The sequence below is a fragment of the Streptomyces sp. NPDC031064 genome (assembly GCF_055570965.1).
This window is the reverse complement of the sequence record NZ_JBVIGF010000001.1, coordinates 1,509,667-1,529,353: the sequence shown is the minus strand read 5'-3', so window position 1 is coordinate 1,529,353 and position 19,687 is coordinate 1,509,667. Positions and strand designations below refer to the sequence as shown.

The 19,687-nt window shown below is 72.5% G+C and carries 16 protein-coding genes; 8 read left to right on the top strand and 8 right to left on the bottom strand.

Going from position 1 to position 19,687, the window contains the following annotated elements:
- The first annotated feature begins 5 nt into the window (after positions 1 to 5).
- Both ACZ46W_RS06395 and ACZ46W_RS06390 read left to right on the top strand, forming a co-directional pair.
- Positions 6 to 1,301, top strand: a complete 1,296-nt coding sequence (locus tag ACZ46W_RS06395) for a cytochrome P450 (protein WP_468332144.1) — start codon at positions 6 to 8, stop codon at positions 1,299 to 1,301.
- A 1-nt stretch (position 1,302) separates the two neighbouring features.
- Positions 1,303 to 2,268 carry a TauD/TfdA family dioxygenase gene (locus tag ACZ46W_RS06390; RefSeq protein WP_468332141.1) on the top strand — a complete coding sequence of 322 codons (966 nt, stop codon included), beginning with the start codon at positions 1,303 to 1,305 and terminating at the stop codon, positions 2,266 to 2,268.
- Between the two features lie 51 nt (positions 2,269 to 2,319).
- Here ACZ46W_RS06390 and ACZ46W_RS06385 read toward each other — a convergent pair whose 3' ends face one another.
- Positions 2,320 to 3,111, bottom strand: coding sequence for an FkbM family methyltransferase (locus tag ACZ46W_RS06385; RefSeq protein ID WP_468332138.1), 792 nt, complete (start codon positions 3,109 to 3,111; stop codon positions 2,320 to 2,322).
- Between the two features lie 179 nt (positions 3,112 to 3,290).
- Between ACZ46W_RS06385 and trpC the strand changes: the two genes are divergently transcribed.
- Entirely contained in the window at positions 3,291 to 4,094 is an 804-nt protein-coding gene (trpC, locus tag ACZ46W_RS06380; protein ID WP_468332135.1) for an indole-3-glycerol phosphate synthase TrpC, read from the top strand.
- Between the two features lie 100 nt (positions 4,095 to 4,194).
- Here trpC and trpD read toward each other — a convergent pair whose 3' ends face one another.
- Positions 4,195 to 5,268, bottom strand: a complete 1,074-nt coding sequence (gene trpD / locus ACZ46W_RS06375; protein ID WP_468332132.1) for an anthranilate phosphoribosyltransferase — start codon at positions 5,266 to 5,268, stop codon at positions 4,195 to 4,197.
- 120 nt (positions 5,269 to 5,388) lie between these two features.
- On the opposite strand from trpD, the gene pdxR reads away from it, so the two are divergent.
- Positions 5,389 to 6,783, top strand: coding sequence for a MocR-like pyridoxine biosynthesis transcription factor PdxR (gene pdxR / locus ACZ46W_RS06370; RefSeq protein ID WP_468332129.1), 1,395 nt, complete (start codon positions 5,389 to 5,391; stop codon positions 6,781 to 6,783).
- On the opposite strand, the gene ACZ46W_RS06365 is transcribed toward pdxR, so the two are convergent.
- Together ACZ46W_RS06365 and ACZ46W_RS06360 are read right to left on the bottom strand one after the other, a co-directional pair.
- Complete coding sequence (locus ACZ46W_RS06365; protein ID WP_468332126.1) at positions 6,758 to 7,420, bottom strand: anthranilate synthase component II; 663 nt, start codon at positions 7,418 to 7,420, stop codon at positions 6,758 to 6,760. The genes pdxR and ACZ46W_RS06365 overlap by 26 nt on opposite strands.
- Positions 7,417 to 8,967, bottom strand: coding sequence for an anthranilate synthase component I family protein (locus ACZ46W_RS06360; RefSeq protein ID WP_468332123.1), 1,551 nt, complete (start codon positions 8,965 to 8,967; stop codon positions 7,417 to 7,419). Before ACZ46W_RS06360 ends, ACZ46W_RS06365 begins: the two co-directional genes overlap by 4 nt.
- A gap of 191 nt (positions 8,968 to 9,158) precedes the next feature.
- On the opposite strand from ACZ46W_RS06360, the gene ACZ46W_RS06355 reads away from it, so the two are divergent.
- Positions 9,159 to 10,529, top strand: coding sequence for a class II 3-deoxy-7-phosphoheptulonate synthase (locus ACZ46W_RS06355; RefSeq protein WP_468332120.1), 1,371 nt, complete (start codon positions 9,159 to 9,161; stop codon positions 10,527 to 10,529).
- Here ACZ46W_RS06355 and ACZ46W_RS06350 read toward each other — a convergent pair.
- Complete coding sequence (locus ACZ46W_RS06350) at positions 10,501 to 11,226, bottom strand: thioesterase II family protein (protein ID WP_468332117.1); 726 nt, start codon at positions 11,224 to 11,226, stop codon at positions 10,501 to 10,503. The genes ACZ46W_RS06355 and ACZ46W_RS06350 overlap by 29 nt on opposite strands.
- A gap of 147 nt (positions 11,227 to 11,373) precedes the next feature.
- On the opposite strand from ACZ46W_RS06350, the gene ACZ46W_RS06345 reads away from it, so the two are divergent.
- On the top strand, positions 11,374 to 12,735 hold the full coding sequence (locus tag ACZ46W_RS06345; RefSeq protein ID WP_468332114.1) for a cytochrome P450: 1,362 nt from the start codon (positions 11,374 to 11,376) through the stop codon (positions 12,733 to 12,735).
- Position 12,736: 1 nt separating this feature from the next.
- Here ACZ46W_RS06345 and ACZ46W_RS06340 read toward each other — a convergent pair whose 3' ends face one another.
- Positions 12,737 to 13,867, bottom strand: a complete 1,131-nt coding sequence (locus ACZ46W_RS06340) for an agmatine deiminase family protein (RefSeq protein ID WP_468332110.1) — start codon at positions 13,865 to 13,867, stop codon at positions 12,737 to 12,739.
- 51 nt (positions 13,868 to 13,918) lie between these two features.
- Entirely contained in the window at positions 13,919 to 15,463 is a 1,545-nt protein-coding gene (locus ACZ46W_RS06335) for an APC family permease (RefSeq protein WP_468332107.1), read from the bottom strand.
- A 128-nt stretch (positions 15,464 to 15,591) separates the two neighbouring features.
- On the opposite strand from ACZ46W_RS06335, the gene ACZ46W_RS06330 reads away from it, so the two are divergent.
- Positions 15,592 to 16,221 (top strand): TetR/AcrR family transcriptional regulator, encoded by a 630-nt coding sequence (locus tag ACZ46W_RS06330; RefSeq protein ID WP_468332104.1) that lies wholly within the window; start codon positions 15,592 to 15,594, stop codon positions 16,219 to 16,221.
- 73 nt (positions 16,222 to 16,294) lie between these two features.
- Here ACZ46W_RS06330 and ACZ46W_RS06325 read toward each other — a convergent pair whose 3' ends face one another.
- The gene (locus ACZ46W_RS06325) at positions 16,295 to 17,872 is read right to left on the bottom strand and encodes a carbohydrate-binding protein (RefSeq protein WP_468332101.1); all 1,578 of its coding nucleotides are present in this window, start codon (positions 17,870 to 17,872) and stop codon (positions 16,295 to 16,297) included.
- Between the two features lie 192 nt (positions 17,873 to 18,064).
- On the opposite strand from ACZ46W_RS06325, the gene miaB reads away from it, so the two are divergent.
- A complete protein-coding gene (gene miaB / locus ACZ46W_RS06320; protein ID WP_468332098.1) occupies positions 18,065 to 19,591 on the top strand; it encodes a tRNA (N6-isopentenyl adenosine(37)-C2)-methylthiotransferase MiaB in 1,527 nt (508 codons plus the stop codon).
- Positions 19,592 to 19,687 lie beyond the last annotated feature (96 nt).

The following is a 19,687-nucleotide window of genomic DNA, read 5'->3' as shown; positions in this document are numbered from 1 at the left end:
CAGCCATGACCACGCAGCAGCCCGCGCCCGCGGGCCCGACCGGAACCACGCCGCCACCCCCGCTCGGCGCGTACGACCTCACCGACCCGCAGACGTTCCTCGACGTCGACCCGCACGCCCTGTGGCGCCGGTTCCGCACCGAGAGCCCCGTCCACTGGCACGCGACCGACACCCCGGTCCCCGGCTTCTGGGTCGTCTCCACGTACGCCGACGTCGTCACCATCTACCGGGACAACAAGCAGTTCACCTCCGAACAGGGCAATGTCCTCGCGACCCTGCTCCAGGGCGGCGACTCCGCCTCCCGAAAGATGCTCGCCGTCACCGACGGGCCGCGCCACCGCGAGATCCGCAACCTGATGCTCAAGTCGTTCTCGCCCCGCGTCCTCGAACCGGTCGTCGCCGGCGTCCACCGCCGCACCCGCGAACTCGTCGCCCAGGCCCTGGAACGCGGCGAACTCGACTTCGTCACCGACGTCGCCGACCACATCCCGATCAACACGATCGGCGACCTCATGGACGTCCCCGCCGCCGACCGGGAACGGCTCGTCGAGTGGAACACCCAGACCCTGTCCCGGCACAGCTCCGAGGACAGCATGCTGGACGAGGTGATGGCCCGCAACGAGATCCTGCTCTACTTCTCCGAGCTGGCCGCCGAGCGCCGCCGCAACCCCGGCGACGACGTCATCAGCGCCCTCGCCACCGCCACCGTCGACGGCAAGCCGCTGTCGGAGGAGGAGATCGTCTTCAACTGCTACAGCCTGATCCTCGGCGGTGACGAGTCCAGCCGCATGTCCTCCATCGGCGGCCTCATCGCGTTCTGTGAGAACCCCGAGGAGTGGCGCAAGCTCAAGGACGGCGAGGTCTCCGTCGACAGCGCCACCGAGGAGGTGCTGCGCTGGACCACCCCCGCCATGCACTTCGGGCGCCGCGCCCTCGTCGACGTACCCGTCCGCGACCAGGTGATCCGCGCCGGGGACGTCGTCACCCTGTGGAACAGCTCGGCCAACTTCGACGAGGACGTCTTCGACGACCCGTACCGCTTCGACATCGGCCGCACGCCCAACAAGCACGTGGCGTTCGGACACGGACCGCACTTCTGCCTCGGGGCCTTCCTCGGCCGGGTCCATGTGAACGCCATGGTCGACGCGCTGCGCACCATGGTCTCCGGCATCCGGCTCCAGGGCCCGCCGCAGCGCCTCTACTCCAACTTCGTGCACGGGTACAGCGGACTGCCCGTCGCCCTGACCGCCGAACCGGCGACGCCGGCCGCGGCGGGCGCGGCGGGGAAGGTGACGGGCTGACATGGGGGACGCCGACATGCGGGAGGAGAGGCGGACGACGGGCGGTACCACCCTGGCCGTCCTGCACATCGAGGGGCGCGTCGAGTCGTGGGACACCGGCACACTGGGCGAGGTGCGCCACCGGGTGGAGGAGCTGCTCGCCGAGTGCGGCGCGGTGATGCTGCGCGGGCTCGGCGTGGCCGACGCCGACGAGTTCCACCGGGCCGTCACCGCCTTCGGCGACCCGCTGATCGACAGCTACCGGGGCGGGAACACCCCGCGCATGACGGTCTCCGACGGGGTGTTCACGTCGACCGAGTACCCGGCGCGCTTCGACATCTCGCTGCACAACGAGCTGTCGTACGCCCACCGCTGGCCCAGCCGGCTGTTCTTCTGCTGCCTGGTGGCGCCGGAGACCGGCGGGGCCACCCCGGTCTGCGACGGTCACGCCCTGCTGGAGGACCTCGACCCGGGGGTGCGGGAGCGCTTCGAGTCGGGAGTCGTCTACCGGCAGCACCTGCACGGCGGGCTGGGGCTGGGCAAGTCCTGGCAGGACACCTTCGAGACCGACGACCGCGGCGTGGTCGAGGAGTTCCTGGACGCCTCGGAGGCCGAGTACCGGTGGACCGCCGAGGGCGGCCTGCGCGTCAGCCAGCACCGCCCGGGTGTCCGCACCAACCCGCTCACCGGCCGGGACGTCTGGTTCAACCAGGCCGACCAGTGGCACCCGTCGAACCTGCCCGGCGACGAGGGCGAGACGCTGCTGTCACTGATCGACGACGTCGACGACCTGCCGCACTGGGTGACCTACGGCGACGGCACGCCCATCCCGGAGGAGGACCTCGCCGAGGTCCGCGCGGCCGCGCGGCGCAACAGGCTCGTCGAGCCGTGGCAGCGCGGCGACATCATGATCGTCGCCAATATGTCGGTGCTGCACGGGCGGGAGGCGTACACGGGACCGCGCAAGGTCGTCGTCTCGATGACCTGACACCCCCTCGCGCACGGAGGCCCGGTCACCGCGACCGGGCCTCCGTGCGAGTCACGCGGGACGCGACGCGAAGACCGAGTAACGGCCCGACTCCACCAGACCGTCGTCCCCGAGCGGGGCGACCGTGAACCCCCGGCCGCGCAGCTCGGCGCAGAGCACGTCGAGCCGGCCCTCCGTGGCGGTGCCCGGTTCGTCGTGCACCTCCAGCGCGATCCGGTGGATCAGCGGCCAGTGCGCCTCGTCCACCCCGCGCAGCACATCGGCCTCGGCCCGCTGGACGTCCACCTTGAGCATGTCGACACGGTCCACGCCCTCCTCCGCGATCACGTCCGACAGCCGCCGGGTCGGGCACACGTAGGGCACCTCCCGGAACTGGTACGCGAGCATCTCGTCCAGCAGGCCGACGTCCTCGCCCAGTTCCGCGGCGGCCGGCTTGTCCAGCACCTGGCGCTTGATGAACTCCCGGTCCGCCTCGGTCGCCGCGTGCGAGGAGCGGGCCGACATCGTCGTGTAGCCGGGGTAGAAGGTGAAGTCCACCTCGCCGTCGGTGTCGGACAGCGCGCACCGGAAGAGCTTCGCCGGCACGCCGTACGCGGTCATGTTCCGCTCCAGCTTCTCGAAGACCGGCGGCAGCGGCTCGAAGGCGTGGATCCTGGCGTCCGGGCACACCGTGCGCACGAACAGGGAGTAGAGCCCGATGTTCGCCCCCACGTCGAAGACCACGGCGTCCGGCGGCAGGGTCACCCCGTCGGGGAGGTAGGCGCGGCGGACGAAGATCTCCTCGTAGAGGAACGCGGTCTCGTGTGCGTTGACGCCGGCGATCCGGCTCGGATCGATCCCCATGGCGCTCTCCTGACTGGTCGCGGGCATACGGCGATTGCCAGCGTGCCGAACCGCGCTGACGGCGGGCTGATGCCCGGTCGCCGCCGCCACCAGGGACTTTCGCCGGACCCTTAAGAAGGTGGTTGAGACCTGTCCGCCTCCCTAGTGTCGATTTTCAACCAACCTGTCGGAGAGTCACGATGAGCGTTCTCGACGAGATCGTCGAAGGGGTGCGTGCCGATCTGGCGGTACGCCGCAACAAGGTGCCCGAGGCGGCACTGCGCGAGCGGGCGGCCGCCGCCGGGCCCCCGGTGGACTGCGCCGCGCTGCTGCGCGCGGGGGAGGGGCCGTCGGTCATCGCCGAGGTGAAGCGGGCCAGCCCCTCCAAGGGCCCGCTCGCCGAGATCGCCGACCCGGCGGCCCTCGCGGCCGAGTACGCCGCCGGGGGCGCCGCCGCGATCAGCGTCCTGACGGAACAGCGCCGCTTCGGCGGCTCCCTGGACGACCTGGACGCGGTACGGGCGCGGGTATCCGTCCCGGTGCTGCGCAAGGACTTCATCGTCGGCGCCTACCAGCTCTGGGAGGCGCGGGCGCACGGTGCCGACCTGGCGCTGCTGATCGTCGCGGCGCTGGACCAGCCCCGGCTGGCCGACCTCGTGGCGCTGGCCACGGAGATCGGTCTGACGCCGCTGGTGGAGGCGCACGACGAGACGGAGGCGGAGCGGGCCGTCGCCGCCGGGGCCTGGGTGGTCGGCGTCAACGCACGCGACCTGCGCACCCTGGACGTCGACCGCGGGACGTTCGCGCGGGTGGCGCCGTACCTCCCGGACGACGTGGTCAAGGTCGCCGAGTCGGGGGTACGCGGCCCGGTCGACGTCGCCGGCTACGCGACCGCCGGCGCCGACGCGGTCCTGGTCGGCGAGGCCCTCGTCACCGGCCCCGACCCCCGCGCCACGCTCGCCTCCTTCCGCACGGCCACGCGCCGTGCCCCGGTGACCGGGTGAGACCACGGGCGAGGAGATGAGCCCGGAGGGGCCACGCCGCTCACGCACCGGCCCCCGCGCCACCCACCCACCACCCCGCACCCACCTCACCCTCCAACCCTCACACCCTCACCGCCTCCGACCGTTTCGTCGTGACGGCGGCCCAGCGCTCCAGGACCGCCGCCGCCGCGCCCGAGTCGATGGATTCGGCGGCCCGTTCGACACCGGCCGCCAGCCGCTCGGTGACCGAGTCCCGCCCGTCCGACGGCTCCAGCGCCGCGAGCCCCGCCGCGGCGTTCAGCAGGACCGCGTCCCGCGCCGGGCCGGGCGCCCCGGCCAGCACCTCCCGCGCGATCCGGGCGTTGTGCGCCGGGTCGCCGCCCCGCAACGCCTCCGGACGTGCGAGCGCGATGCCCAGGTCACGCGGGTCGAACACCTCCGTACGCACCGCCGAACCGCCCACCGACCACACCGTGGAGGCAGTGGTGACCGTCAGCTCGTCCATCCCGTCGTCGCCCCGGAACACCAGCGCCGACACCCCGCGCCGCGCCAGCACGCCCGCCAGCAGGGGCGCCAGGCGCGCGTCCGCCACGCCCAGCGCGAGGGCGGTCGGGGACGCCGGGTTGACCAGCGGCCCCAGCGCGTTGAAGACCGTGCGCACGCCCAGCTCCCGGCGCGGCCCGGCCGCGTGCCGCATCGCCGGGTGGAACTCCGGCGCGAAGCAGAACGTGATGCCCGTCTCCTCCGCCACCTCCGCGACATCGGCCGGCGGCAGGCTCAGCGCCACGCCCAGCTCCTCCAGCACATCGGCCGATCCGCACGCCGACGACGCCGACCGGTTGCCGTGCTTCACCACCCGCGCCCCGGCCCCGGCCGCCACGACGGCCGACATCGTGGAGATGTTGACGCTGTTCGAACCGTCCCCGCCGGTCCCCACGATGTCGACCGCCGGCCCGGGCACGTCCAGCGGCACGGCATGCCGTCCCATGGCCCGTACCAGGCCCTCGATCTCCTCCACCGTCTCGCCCTTGGCACGCAGCGCCACCATCAGCCCGGCCAGCCGCACTGGCCCGGCGGTGCCCGACATCACCTGGTCCATCGCCCAGTCCGTCTCGTCGGCGGACAGACTCCTGCGCTCCAGCAGCGCGTTCAGCAATTCCGGCCAGCTCGGGGAAACCTGCGGTTCGGTGGTCACGGGAATTCTCCTTGGACGGCACCTGGGGATATGTCTGCGTCCAGTCTCCGAATGACGACGAGCGCCCACCAGACCACTGCCCGTTGAGATATACGGACCAATTCGAAGGGGGAAGGGCCCATGGCCCTGCACATGGCCGTCGAGGTCGTCAGGGATTCCGAGACGTCCCTGACCGCCCAGATCCAGAGCTTCATCAAAAGAGAGATTTCCGAAGGAATTCTCCACCCCGGCACCCGCCTGCCGTCCAGCCGCAGGCTCGCCCACGACCTGGACGTCTCCCGCAGCGTCGTCGTGGAGGCGTACGGCCAACTCGTCGCCGAGGGCTACCTGGAGGCCACCCAGGGCGCCGGCACCCGGGTCGTCGCCCACATCGACGCCGCGCCGCCCGTCGTACCGACCCTGCTGGACGAGGGGCACGTGCCCGCCGTCCGCTGGGACCTGCGCACCGGCGGCCGCAACCTGCCCGCCTTCCCGCGCCGCGAGTGGCTCGGCTGCTACCAGCGCGTCCTCCAGTCGGCGGCCCCCGCCGACCACGACTACCCGCCGCTCGCCGGCGAGCCCGGCCTGCGCGTCGAACTCGCCCACTACCTGGGCCGGGTACGCGGCGTGCGCGCGGCCGCCGACCAGGTCATGGTCGTCGCCGGGTTCGCGCAGGCCCTGGGCCTGCTGTGCACCGTGCTGCGCCAGGACGGCGTCGACGCCATCGGCATCGAGGACCCGGGCCACCCCGGCCAGCGGCAGTTCGTCCAGGAGACCGGACTGCGCCCCGTACCCGTGCCCGTCGACGAGGAGGGCATCGACGTCGACGCGCTCGCCGCGACCGGGGTGAGCGCCGTTCTTGTCACCCCCGCGCACCAGTTCCCCACCGGCGCCGCCCTCTCGGCGCGCCGCCGCGAGGCCCTCGTCCGCTGGGCGCGCGACGTCGACGGGCTGGTCATCGAGGACGACTACGACGGCGGCCTCTGGTACGAGCGCGGCCCGCGCCCCCTCGCCCTCCAGCGCCTGGCCCCCGACCACGTCGTCTACGCGGGCACGGCCAGCAAGTCACTCGCCCCCGGCCTCCGCCTCGGCTGGCTGGCCGCGCCCCCGGACCTGCTGGCCCGACTGCTGCGCGCCCGCGCCCGCCACGACCTCGGCACCGAGAGCCTCACCCAGCTCGCCTTCGCCGAACTGCTGCGCAGCGGACTGTTCGACCGCCACCTGCGCCGCCTCAACGCCCACTGCCGCGACCGCCGCGACACCCTTGAGGAGGCGGTCCGCCGCTACCTGCCGGGCGCCTCGGTCATCGGCCGGGCGGCGGGCCTGCACGCCTACGTCACGCTGCCCCGCCACACCGACGAGGCGGCGCTCGTGGCCGCCGCGCTGCGCCGCTCGGTGGTGGTGCGCGGCGGCGCCGCCTTCCACGTCCGCCCCCGGTGGGACGCGCCCGCCCTGGTGGTCGGGCACGCGCACCTGCCGCGCTCCGGCGTGGCGGAGGCCGTCCGGGCCATCAGCGAGGCACGCCGCCTCCGGTGAGGGCCGCCGCCGCGCCCGTGTCCCGGGCTGTCCCCGCCTCCGTGGCGCGGGCCGTCGCCAGGAAGTTCTCCATCATCGTCAGCCCCCCGGTCGTCATGATGCTCTCGGGGTGGAACTGCACGCCCTCGATGGGCAGCGTGCGGTGCCGCAGGCCCATCACATAGCCGTGGTCGACGGCGACGGCCGTGGTCACCAGGTCGTCCGGCAGCGGCTCGGCGACCACCAGCGAGTGGTACCGGGTGGCCTCCAGCGTGTGGCCGAGCCCCGCGAACACGCCCGCCCCGTCGTGCCGCACCGTGCTGGTCCGCCCGTGCATCACCTGGTCCGCCACCTCGATCCGCCCGCCGTGGGCCAGCGCGATCGCCTGGTGGCCCAGGCACACCCCGAGCAGCGGCACCCGCCCGGCGAACGCGTGCACCAGCTCGACGTGGCCCGACTCGGCGGGGTGACCGGGCCCCGGTCCGAGCACCACCGCGTCCGGCCGGGAGGCGGCCAGCTCCTCCGGGGAGCGGGTCAGTGACCGCACCACCTCGGTCCGGGCGCCCAGCGTGCGCAGGTACTGGTCGATGATGTGCACGAAACTGTCGTACGCGTCGATCAGCAGAACCCTCGGTCCGAGAACCCTCGGCTCGCTCACGGCAGCAACTCCTCACCGGTCAGCGCCCAGTGGGCGGCCCCCATCTTCGCCAGCGTCTCCCGCCACTCCGCCTCCGGCTCCGACTGGGCCACCATGCCCGCCGAGCTCTGGGTGGAGTACGTCGTCCCGTCGTACTCGACCGTGCGGATGCACAGCGCGAACTCGCTCCAGCCGCGCACGTCGGCCAGCCCGACCGCGCCCGCGTAACTGCCGCGCCGCTCCCGCTCCAGGCCGTCGATGATCTCCATGGCCCGTACCTTCGGCGCGCCCGTCATCGTCCCCGCCGGGAACGTCGCGCGCACCGCCTGCCAGGTGTCGACGCCCTCCTCCAGCCGGCCCGACACCGTCGAGACCAGGTGGAAGACGTGCGAGTAGCTCTCCACCGCCATCAGCCGGTCCACCGGCTGGGTGCTGGGCCGGCTGACCCGGCCGATGTCGTTGCGGCACAGGTCGACCAGCATGATGTGCTCGGCCTGCTCCTTGGTGCTCTCGCGCATCTCCTTGACCCGCCGCTGGTTCTCCTCCTCGTCCGCGCCGCGCCGCGCGGTCCCCGCGATCGGGCGCATCACGATCTCGTCGCCCTCGATCCGGAAGAACAGCTCAGGGCTCGCGCCGATCAGCGTGTTGCCCGCCCGGGGCATCAGGTACATGTACGGGGAGGGGTTGCGGGCGCGCAGCCGCCGGTAGACGTCGACGGGCGTCAGCGTCGTCGTCACGTCGATGCGGTGGCCGATCTGGATCTGGTAGATGTCACCGACCCTGATGTGCTCCAGGCAGACATCGGCCCACTTCAGGAACGTGTCACGGCTGACGCTGTCGCTCACCGACAGCGGGACGGGCGCCTCCGGAACGGCCGCCGGACGCCCGCCGGCCCGCTCCCGGGCGGCCTCGCGGGCCATCGCCACGACCGTGTCCGTGTCCGTGCCGCCGGCCGTGTCCGTGCCGCCGGCCGTCCGCTCCGGGAACGCGGCGCTCTCGGCGCGCAGCAGCCGCACCTCGCCCGTCGTCAGGTCGTACCAGACGGTGTCCCGGAACAGCGTGAGCGTGATGTCGGGCCCGTTCGGGGCCTTGGTGCGCGCGGGCAGCGTCTCCATGTGCCAGACCGACTCGTACGCGAACGAGGTCAGGAACCCGAAGGCGTACGACGTGGCGGGGACGTCCGTGTCGACGTCGAACAACCCCTGCGCCCGCGCCAGCAGCTCCCACACCCCGCCGCCGTCACCCGGCAGCCCCAACCGGCGCGCCGACCCTCCCGGCCCCGCCGGCTCCGGCCGCAGGCCCGCCTCCTCGGCGGCCGGCACGAGGGCTCCCACCACCCCGGGGGCGCCGTCGATCTCGACGTACCCGTCGAACACCCGGATCTCCGCCAGGCGCCCGAACCCGACGACGGCCCACCGGCGGTCGGGTTCGGCGCCGTCCTCGCTCTCGAAGAGGAAGACGTCCTCCGCCCCGCGAACGGCGAGCAGCCGCTCGTACACATCAAGGGAATCGTGGTGTGGCAATGCGGTCGCGGTGACCCGCACCGCGATCCGTTCCGCTATTCGCATGGTGAACTCCCGTCGACAGCACTGCGATCAGCAAAACAGCGGGCGCGGCGGCCGTGCCAGACCAATCAATTGCCGTTCATGCGGACCACTTGGCCAATCCCTTGACCCCGTACGCCGGGTGCACTGAGCTGATCCGTGTTTCCACTCGGCACAGGTGAGACGGCCACAGGTAACAGCGAAGGGAACCGAGGATGACGCATTCACCCACCGAATCCTGGCGGGAATTCCCCGCGGCCCAGCAGCCGCACTGGCCGGACCAGGCGGAACTGGGCGCCGTGACCCGGTGGCTGTCCGCCGCGCCCCCGCTGGTCTTCGCCGCCGAGTGCGACCTGCTGCGCCGCCGCATGGCCGCGGTGGCCCGTGGCGAGGCGGTCCTCCTCCAGGGCGGCGACTGCGCCGAGACCTTCGACCGGGTCACCGCCGACGCGATACGCGGCAAGCTCCAGACCCTGCTCCAGATGGCCGTGGTGCTCACCCACGCCACCGCCCTGCCCGTCGTCAAGATCGGCCGGATGGCCGGCCAGTACGCCAAGCCCCGCTCGTCACCGGTCGAGAGACGGGACGGCACCGAACTGCCCTCCTACCGGGGCGACGCCGTCAACGGTCTGGAGTTCACGCCCGAGGCGCGGCGCCCCGACCCGTGGCGCATGCGGCGCATGTACGAGAGCTCCGCCATGACCCTCAACCTCGTACGGGCCCTCACCACCGGCGGCTTCGCCGACCTGCGCCAGGTGCACGCCTGGAACCAGGGCTTCGTCGCGGACTCCCGGGCCGGTGAGCGCTACGAGCAGCTCGCGGACGAGATCGACCGCAGCCTCGCCTTCATGCAGGCGTGCGGCGTCGACACCGGTGAACTGGACACGGCCGAGTTCTTCGTCGGCCATGAGGGCCTGCTGCTCGACTACGAGTCGGCCCTCACCCGCGCCGAACCGGACACCGACCGCACCTACGCCACCAGCGGCCACCTGCTGTGGATCGGCGAGCGGACCCGCGACCTCGACGGCGCCCACGTCGAGTACTTCTCCCGGGTGCACAATTCCATCGCCGTCAAGCTCGGCCCCACCACGACCCCCGACACCGTGCTCGGTCTCATCGACCGGCTCGACCCCCGGCGCGAACCCGGCCGGCTGACCTTCGTGGTCCGCGCCGGCGCCGACCGGGTCCGTGACGTGCTGCCCGACCTGATCGAGAAGGTCACCGCCGAGGGCGCCCTGGTCTGCTGGGTCAGCGACCCGATGCACGGCAACACCATCACGGCCCCCAGCGGCCACAAGACGCGCAGCTTCGACACGATCCTCGACGAGGTGCGCGGCTTCGTGGAGGTCCACCGGGAGCTGGGCACCCACCCCGGTGGCGTGCACGTCGAGCTCACCGGCGACGACGTCACCGAGTGCGTCGGAGGCGGCAACGCGGTGCTGGCCGAGAACCTCCACCACCGCTACGAGACGGCCTGCGACCCGCGCCTGAACCACACCCAGTCGCTGGACCTCGCCTTCCTGCTCGCCGAGATGTACCGGGACCGCCCCGGTGCGCTCAGCTCCCGGCCGGCTCCCCGTCGATGACCGCGAAGGGCGGCTCCCCGGCGAGGTAGAAGTGGTCGCCGGGGAGCGTCCGGAACCGGAAGGCGCTCCGCGTCCGGTCCCGCCACGCGGCGGCGTCGGCGGCCGGGACCCGGGGATCACGGTCCCCGACGAGCGCGGTGACGGGACACCGCAGCGGCGCGCTCCGGCCCGGGCCGTACGAGGCGAGCATCCGGAAGTCGGCGCCGATGTAGGGCATGACCAGCTCCACGAAGGCCGGGTTGCGCAGCAGTTCGGCGTCCGTGCCGCCCAGTTCCACGAGCGTCCTCGCGATCGACTCGTCGTCCCAGGTGGTGGCCACGTCGGGGTCCGGCCGCAGCAGGTGCGGCGCCCGGGCGCCCGAGGCGATGAAGTGCGACACCTCGACCCCCGCGTCCTCCAGCGCCCCCACCACCTCGTACTCGACGATCGCCCCCATGCTGTGGCCGAAGAACACGGTGGGCCGGCCGTCCATCCACGGCCGCAGCGCCGCGGCGATGTCACCCGCCATCGCGGCGAGCTCCGTGGCGGGCGGCTCCGCGATGCGTTCGGCCCGGCCCGGATAGCACACGGCGTGCACCTCGAACCCCGTGAGCGCCTTGCCCCAGCCCCGGAAGAAATAGGGCGAGCCGCCGGCGTGGGGAAAACAGACCAGCCGCCGGTCAGCGAACGGCCGCGGCTCGACGCACTGTGTCCACATCTTCCTGCCCCCAAGGCCCCCGCGTTGTCTGTGTCGCCTCCACGATCCTGACCGGGACTGACACGCCGCTGACGCCGCCACCTCGGCCGGGCCCGCCGCGTTAAGGGTGTCGACCACCGAGCCGTGCGCCCGACCGCTGGAGCCCCCGTGACCACGTGCAGCGTTCCCCTGAACCCCGTACCCGGGCCCCGTGGCCTGCCCCTGCTGGGCAACCTGCCGGAGTTCGGCAGGGATCCGCTGGCGTTCCTGACGCAACTGCGCGACGAGTTCGGGGACGCCGTGCGCTGGTCGCTGGGGCCCCGGCAGAGCCTGTTCCTGTCCCACCCCGAGCACATCAACGAGCTGCTGGCCGCCCGCGAGCACATGTACGACATCCTGGAGATCGGCTGGGCGTTCAAGCGGGTCGTCGGCCAAAGCGTGATCATGAGCAAGGGCGACGACTGGCGCCGCAAGCGCTCGCTCGTGCAGCCGACGGTCCGGCCGCGCCAGGTCAAGGCCTACGCCACCACCATGGTCGACTGCGCCCGCTGGGCGGCCGACCGGTGGCGGGACGGCGAACGCGTCGACGTCCACCGCGAGATGGCGCTCATCACTCAACGGGTCGTGCTGCGCTGCCTGTTCGGCAACGACCTCGGTGACGGGACCCGGGCGCTGGCCGAGGCGATGAACGTGGCGGAGCACGTGATCGGCGCGGAGCTGCGGAGCATGACCCTGTTCATGCCCGGCTGGGTCACCACCCCGGCGCGGCAGCGGCTGCGGGCGGCGGTGGCCACGATCGACGGCGAGGTGCACCGGCTCATCCGGGCCCGGCTGCGGGGCACCGCCGACGCGGAGGAGGACCGCGACGACCTGCTCGGCCGGCTGCTCGCCGCCCGCGACGAGGACGGCCGGCCCCTGTCGCCCCGGGAGGTGCGCGACGAGGCGGTCACCCTGTGGGCGGCCGGACACGAGACGACGTCGACCGCCCTGACCTGGATGTGGCACCTGCTGTCGGCGCACCCCTCGGTGCGGGACCGGCTCGAAGTCGAACTCGACCGCGTACTGGGCGGCCGCCCGCCCACCATCGACGACTACGACCGGCTCACTTGGACCCAGCAGGTCGTCAAGGAGAGCCTGCGGCTCTACCCGCCCGCCTGGCTCCTCGCGGCCGTCGCCCGCGACGGCGCCGTCCTCGGCGGCACCCGCGTCCCGGCCCGGACCATCGTCTGGTGCAGCCAGTGGACCACCCACCGCGACCCGCGCTGGTTCCCCCACCCGGCGGCCTTCCGCCCCGAACGCTGGGACGCCGACGGCCCGGACGCCGTGCCCGACCACACCTGGTACCCCTTCGGCGGCGGCCAGCGCACCTGCCTGGGGGCCCGGTTCGCCCAGGTGGAAGCCGTCCTGCTGCTCGCCACGCTCGCGCAGCGCTTCCACCTGGACCTGCCGGCCACGGAGGTGGCGCCCCGGGTCGGCCTGCTGCTCCAGCCGGCCACCCCCCTGGTCGCCACCCTCCGCGCCAGGCCCTGACCTACAGGGTCTTCGGGATGTGCTGGGTGACGCAGTGGACCCCGCCGCCGCCCCAGCCGAGGATGCGGGCCGGGGCGCCCACGACCTCCCGGGTGGGGAACAGGGTGCGGAACTGGGCGAGCGCCAGGGAGTCCGCGGGTTCGCCGGACAGCGGTACGACGACGCTGCCGCTGGTCTCGTAGTAGTTGGTGTAGCTGAACGTCTCCACGAGCAGCCCGTTGAGGCGGTAGTGGGGCTGGTGGTGGAGCTCCACGATCTCGAACCGGCGCCCGCGCGCGTCCGTGGCGTTGCGCAGCACGGCCTGGTTGGCCGCCATCCGGGCGTGGTTGGGGCTGGAGGGGTCGGGCTGGGTGTGCAGGAGGACCTTCGCCGGGCCGAGGTAGGCGGCGACGAGGTCGACGTGTCCGTTGGTGATGTCGTCGTTGTTCAGGCCGTACGGCAGCCAGACGACCTTGCTCGCCCCGTACGCCCGCAGCAGCGTGGCCTCGATCTGGGCGCGGCTCATGGACGGGTTGCGGTTGGGGTGGAGCAGGCACTCCTCGGTGGTGATGAGGGTGCCCTGCCCGTCCGTGATGACCGCCCCGCCCTCCAGCACCATGTCGACGGGCCGCCGCTCCACGCCCAGGTGGCCGCAGACGCCGACCGGTAGCAAGTCGTCCTTGTCGTACGGGTACTTCTCGCCCCAGCCGTTGAACCGGAAGTCGAGCCCGATCTTCTGCGTCTTGCCCGCGTCGACGGCGAAGACGGGGCCCGTGTCGCGCGTCCAGCAGTCGTTGATCGGGTGCTCGATCACCGTGACCGTGCTGCCGCACCGGGCGCGGGCCGCGGCGCCGTGGCCCGGCTCGGCGACCATGAGGACGGACTCGAAGCGGGCGATCTGCCGGGCGATGCCCGCTATCTCGTCCTGGACGTCGCGCAGCAGCCCGCCCCAGCCGACGGCCGGGTCCCAGGGCCAGGCCATCACACAGCCGGAGTGCGCCTCCCACTCGGCGGGGGCGTGGAACACGGTGGTGACCTCCTTGGTCATCGCGCCCATGGCCCGGCCGGAGCCGATCAGGGCGGCCGCGGCGGCCGTCAGGGCTGCGCCCCCGAAGACCCTTCTGCTCAGGTGCGGCATGCGGGGCAGACTCATCGCGTATCTCCTTGCAGGGAAACGGTGGATGTGCACGTGCGAGGGGTGGCGTCAGGAGGCGTCGGCCGCGAGCGCGGCGGACTCGTCGGCGTCCGGCGCGGCGGGAGCGGCGGCCGGGGACCGGTCGTCGCGGATCTTGTCCTGAGGGCGGCGGACCACCAGGTAGACCAGCCCGGCGAGGATGATCACGGCGGTGCCCAGCAGCCCGGCCCAGACCTGGTACCAGGGCGCGCCCGGCGGGGCGAGGATGGCGCGCGGCCAGCAGACGTTGACCACCTCGAAGCCGGTCCACAGCACGGCCAGCACGTTCAGGACCGTGCCCTTGCGCCCCTGCCGGATGTGCCCGGACGGCACCCACGTGCCGCGCAGGCGGGCGACCAGGGCGGCCAGCGAGGTGAGGAAGAACGGCAGGAACGTCGCCGCCGTACCGAACGCGATCAGGCTGCCGATGGCGGTCGCGTCGAGGCCGAGCAGCAGCGCCGTACCGCTGGCCAGGGTGGACGCGACGAGGCCGCCGATCGGCGCCTGGCGCTTGTTGACCTTCCGCACCTGCCGGGAGAAGGGGAAGACGCCGTCCCGGGCCAGTGAGTACAGGCCGCGCGCCGCGCCGCCCTGCGACGCCATGGCGCAGGCGAGGAAGCCGACCAGGACGACGGCCACGAAGGGCTTGTCGGACCAGGAGCCGAAGGAGTGCACCACCGCCGTGGTCACCGGGTCGATGTCCTCGCCCAGGACGACCTTCTCGGGCGCGGGGTGGGAGAGGGCGACGGCCATGGCGTTGAGGATCACGACCGCGCCGACGCTGAGCAGCGCCCACCACATGGCGCGCGGCACCTGGCGGCCCGCGTCCTTGGTCTCCTCGGAGGTGGAGACGCAGGCGTCGAAGCCGATGAAGGCCCAGCCGGCCACGGCGACGGCTGCGAGGAAGGCCAGCGCGGTGGAGCCGCCGGACAGGGCCTCGGCGCCCATGGTGTCGGTGAACAGGACGAAGTCGTGCTCACGGAAGAACAGCAGCAGGGAGAAGCCGACCAGGACGGAGGCCACCGCCTCGGCGCCGATGCCCAGCGACACGATGAAGCTCAGGACCCTGATGCCGTACGCGTTGATCAGCATGCAGCCGAGCAGGATGCCCACGGCCACCGCCACCATCGCCCCCGGCGTGGGCGTGATCCCGAAGAGGGCGAAGACCCAGGGCGCGGCGAGGTAGGCCACGGTGGTGTTGCCGAACATCACGGCGAACTGCCACACCCAGCCGCCCATCCACCCGAAGGCCGGCCCGAGCAGGCGGCGGCTCCACTGGTAGGGGCCGCCCGCGAGCGGCCACTGGGACGCGAGCTCGGAGTAGACGTTCACCACCAGGCACTGGCCGATCAGCACCACCGGCAGCGCCCAGATCCAGGCGGGGCCCGCGACGGTGGTGCCGACCATGGCCACCGCGTAGAGGGCCACCACGGGGGAGACCACGGCGAAGCCCATGGAGATGTTCCCCAGGATGCCGAGGCTGCGGCGCAGCTCCTGCCGGTAGCCGAGGTCGCCCAGGCGGGCGGCGTCGGCGTCGCTGTCGTGCGGCTGGGGCGGGGAGGGCGTGGGCGTCATGGTCACCTCGTGCTGACTAAATCTAACGTTGTTAGGTATCGGGGTGCGGGGAACTTAACGCGCCACTGGCTGAATGTGAACCCCTTCGGGCCGGTAACCTGTCGGCGGAAAAGAGGGGGAGCACCGCGATGGGCCGACCGAGCCAGCCACTGCTGAGCCGCGAGAGCATCGCGCGCACCGCGCTCGAACTGCTCGAGGAGCTGGGCCCCCAGGCCCTGACGATGCGGGCCCTCGCCCAGCGCATGGGCGTGAGCGGGGCGTCGCTCTACCACCACGTGGCGTCCAAGGACGACCTGCTGGACGCCGCGCTGGAGCGGATCAACGAGGAGATCGACCTCGCCCCGCTCGACGACCCGCGCTGGCGCGAGGGCATCGCCGCGTACGCCCGCGGCTACCGCCGCGTGTACCTCCGCTACCCGCACATGATCGCCCTGGTGGCCCGGCGGCGGGTGGAGGCGGACAAGGCCCTGCGGGGTTACGACACGCTCATCGCCGCCCTGGTCCGGATCGGCTGCACGCCCGCCAGGGCGGCCGAGGTCGCCGCCGCCCTCGACTACCTGGTCCTCGGCTCCGCGCTGGAGACCTTCACCGCGGGCTTCACCCGCCCCCCGGACGGCTACCGCCCGGCCTACCCGTCCCTGGCCGACGCCCTCGACGGCGCCGCCGCCGACGCCTCGGGCCTGGCCGGCCTCGACGAGCGGGGCTTCGAGGCGGGCCTCGCACTCCTCCTCGACGGCCTCGCCGCCACCGTGGCGTAACGCGCGACGGGCCGGGGCGAGTACGGCGTGTACTCGCCCCGGCCCGGTGGGCGCGGTGGGGTGGCGGGGTCGGTCAGCGCGTCGCCGAGGCGCCCGTGAAGGTCACGACGAGGCGCCCGTCAGCCGTGAAGGACCAGCCCAGGGCCCCGCTGTAGGAGGAGCACCGGGAGCCGTTCGTGCCGGACCAGAACTGGTTCGAGCCGTCGGCGTCACCGACGATCCGGTCGGTGGACCCGCTGCCGCCGCGGCAGGAGACGTTGTTGCGGAACACCGACGTGCCGGCGTCGAACGAGTAGTTGCGCTGGGCGTTGTCGACGCTGATGTTGTCCGACACCGTCATCCTGCCGGGGTTCCGGTTGTAGGTGAACCCGTGCTTGCCGTTGTTGTGGGCGATGCTGCGGCGGACGACGTGGTCGACCGCGATGTCCTCGCCGCCGAGCTTGTAGCCGTTGCGGTCGCCGTTGGAGTTGACGGTGCCGTCGGAGAGGGTGCCGTTGGCGTAGGCGAGGGAGTCCTCGATGGTCACCGGGCCGATGGGGCCCGTGTCGGGCTTGGTGTACAGGTCCCAGCCGTCGTCGATGTTGTTGTGGGCGACGGCGTAACGGAAGACGTTCCCGGGCCCGGAGGTGAGCTTGGCGGCGAAGCCGTCGGCGTCCTCGCCGTCGGAGTCGGCGTTGTCGTGCGACTCCGCGCTCAGGATGAGGTTGTGCGACGGCCACTGGTCGCGGGGCGTGCTGGAGGCCATCCGCGAGAGCTGGAGCCCGGTGTCCCGGTTGAAGCGCGTGACCGTGCGCTCGATGACGTTGTGGCTGCCGCCGACGAAGATGCCGTTGTCCCCGGCCCGCTCGACGACGAGCCCCCTGACGTGCCAGTACGACGCGTTCAGGGCGAGGCCGCGGTTGGCGGGGTCCTCGGTCTGGGCCGAGAAGTTCAGGATCGGCCTCTCGCCCGGGTAGGCGGCCAGTTCCGTACGGTCGGCGGAGGTGCCGTTCCTGCCCGCGGGGATGGTGACCGTCTGCGCGAAGCGGTAGGTGCCGCCGCGCAGCAGGATCGTCCCGCCGGGGGTGACGCGGGAGATCGCCGAGGTGAGCGTCGTCGGGGCCGACTCCGTTCCGGCCGCGCCGTCGGTGCCGTTCGGCGCCACGTACAGCGCCGGACCCGTCGGCGGCGGGGTCGTGGTGCCGCCCGTCTCGACGTCGAGGTGATCGACGTTGGGCAGGCCCGCCGGGGCGGTGGGGGTGAGCCGCACGGTGTTGCTGCCCGATCTCACCGGCACCGTGAGCGTCTTCGTGGCCCACGCGCCCCAGGCGCCGGTGCTCTGGAACGACGCGGACGCGGCCGTCGAACCGTTCACCACGACGTCCGCGGGCCGTGCGGTGGTGGACCCGTTGGCGAAGCGGACGGTCAGCGTCGCCGTGCCGGCGGCGGGGGCGTCCACGGTGAACTGCGCGTGGGCGCCGATCGCGTTGGTGCCGTTGCAGAAGCCGCTGCCGGTGTAACCGGCCCAGTCGGAGTCGAGGGTGCCGGTGCAGACGGCCGGGGAGGTCTCGGCCTCGTAACGGGTGGACACGGCCTCGGCCGGGCCGTCGGACAGTGCGACGAGCGTCCCGGCCAGCAGTCCGGCGCACGCGATGAGGGGTCTCAGGTGCATCGTTCGTCTCCAGTGGCTGGATTGTTCAACGACATGAACGATCGAAAGCGGAGCAAGCGCTTTCTGTGACGCTAAAATGGCGTCGCGTACGCGTCAATATTCGCGTATCCATTTTCTGTTCATGCAGATGAACACAGCCGCCGGAGCGCCCGGGCCGGCGGGGAGCCTCCCGGGACCGCTTACCCTTGGACAATGACCAGCAGCAGCGACCGGAGCCTCGCAGTGGACGTTCAGGGACCAAAGAGCTACGAAATCCGCACCTACGGGTGCCAGATGAACGTTCACGACTCCGAGCGGCTCTCCGGGCTGTTGGAGGAGGCCGGGTACGTCCGCGCTCCCGAGGGCTCCGACGGTGACGCCGACGTCGTCGTCTTCAACACCTGCGCGGTCCGCGAGAACGCCGACAACAAGCTGTACGGCAACCTCGGCCGGCTCGCCCCCAAGAAGACCCAGCGGCCGGGCATGCAGATCGCCGTCGGCGGCTGCCTCGCCCAGAAGGACCGCGACACCATCGTGAAGAAGGCGCCGTGGGTCGACGTCGTCTTCGGTACGCACAACATCGGCAAACTGCCGGTGCTCCTGGAGCGCGCCCGCATCCAGGAGGAGGCGCAGGTCGAGATCGCCGAGTCGCTGGAGGCCTTCCCCTCCACGCTGCCGACCCGGCGGGAGTCCGCCTACGCCGCGTGGGTGTCCATCTCCGTCGGCTGCAACAACACCTGCACCTTCTGCATCGTCCCGGCGCTGCGGGGCAAGGAGGAGGACCGCCGTCCCGGCGACATCCTCGCCGAGGTGGAGGCCCTGGTCGCCGAGGGCGTCTCCGAGATCACCCTGCTCGGCCAGAACGTGAACGCGTACGGCTCCGACCTGGGCGACCGCGAGGCCTTCAGCAAGCTGCTGCGCGCCTGCGGCGAGATCGAGGGCCTGGAGCGGGTCCGTTTCACCTCCCCGCACCCGCGCGACTTCACGGACGACGTGATCGCGGCGATGGCCGAGACCCCGAACGTGATGCCGCAGCTCCACATGCCGCTCCAGTCCGGCTCCGACCCGATCCTGAAGGCGATGCGCCGCTCGTACCGGCAGGAGCGCTTCCTCGGCATCATCGAGAAGGTCCGCGCCGCGATCCCGCACGCCGCGATCTCCACCGACATCATCGTGGGCTTCCCCGGTGAGACGGAGGAGGACTTCCAGCAGACCATGCACGTGGTGCGCGAGGCGCGGTTCGCGAACGCCTTCACCTTCCAGTACTCCAAGCGCCCCGGCACCCCGGCGGCGACCATGGACGGGCAGATCCCCAAGGAGGTCGTCCAGGACCGCTACATGCGCCTGGTCGCCCTCCAGGAGGAGATCTCCTGGGAGGAGAACAAGAAGCAGGTCGGCCGCACCCTGGAGGTCATGGTCGCGGAAGGCGAGGGCCGCAAGGACGGCGCCACGCACCGCCTCTCCGGCCGCGCGCCCGACAACCGCCTGGTCCACTTCACCAAGCCGGAGCAGGAGGTGCGCCCGGGCGACGTGGTGACCGTCGAGATCACCTACGCGGCCCCGCACCACCTCCTCGCCGAGGGCCCCACGGCCCACGTACGCCGCACCCGCGCGGGCGACGCCTGGCAGAAGCGCAACGCCGCGGAGGCGGCCAAGCCCGCGGGCGTCCTGCTGGGCCTGCCCACCATCGGCGCCCCGGCCCCGCTCCCGCCGGTCACGGGCGGCTGCGCCCTCACCTGACCCACGGCTGGGCGCGCTCCTGGCGTCGCCCGGTCCCGGCGACTCCGTCACGGGACCGGGGCGTGCCCCCGGCCTCGGCCGCGGCGGCCGGGGACG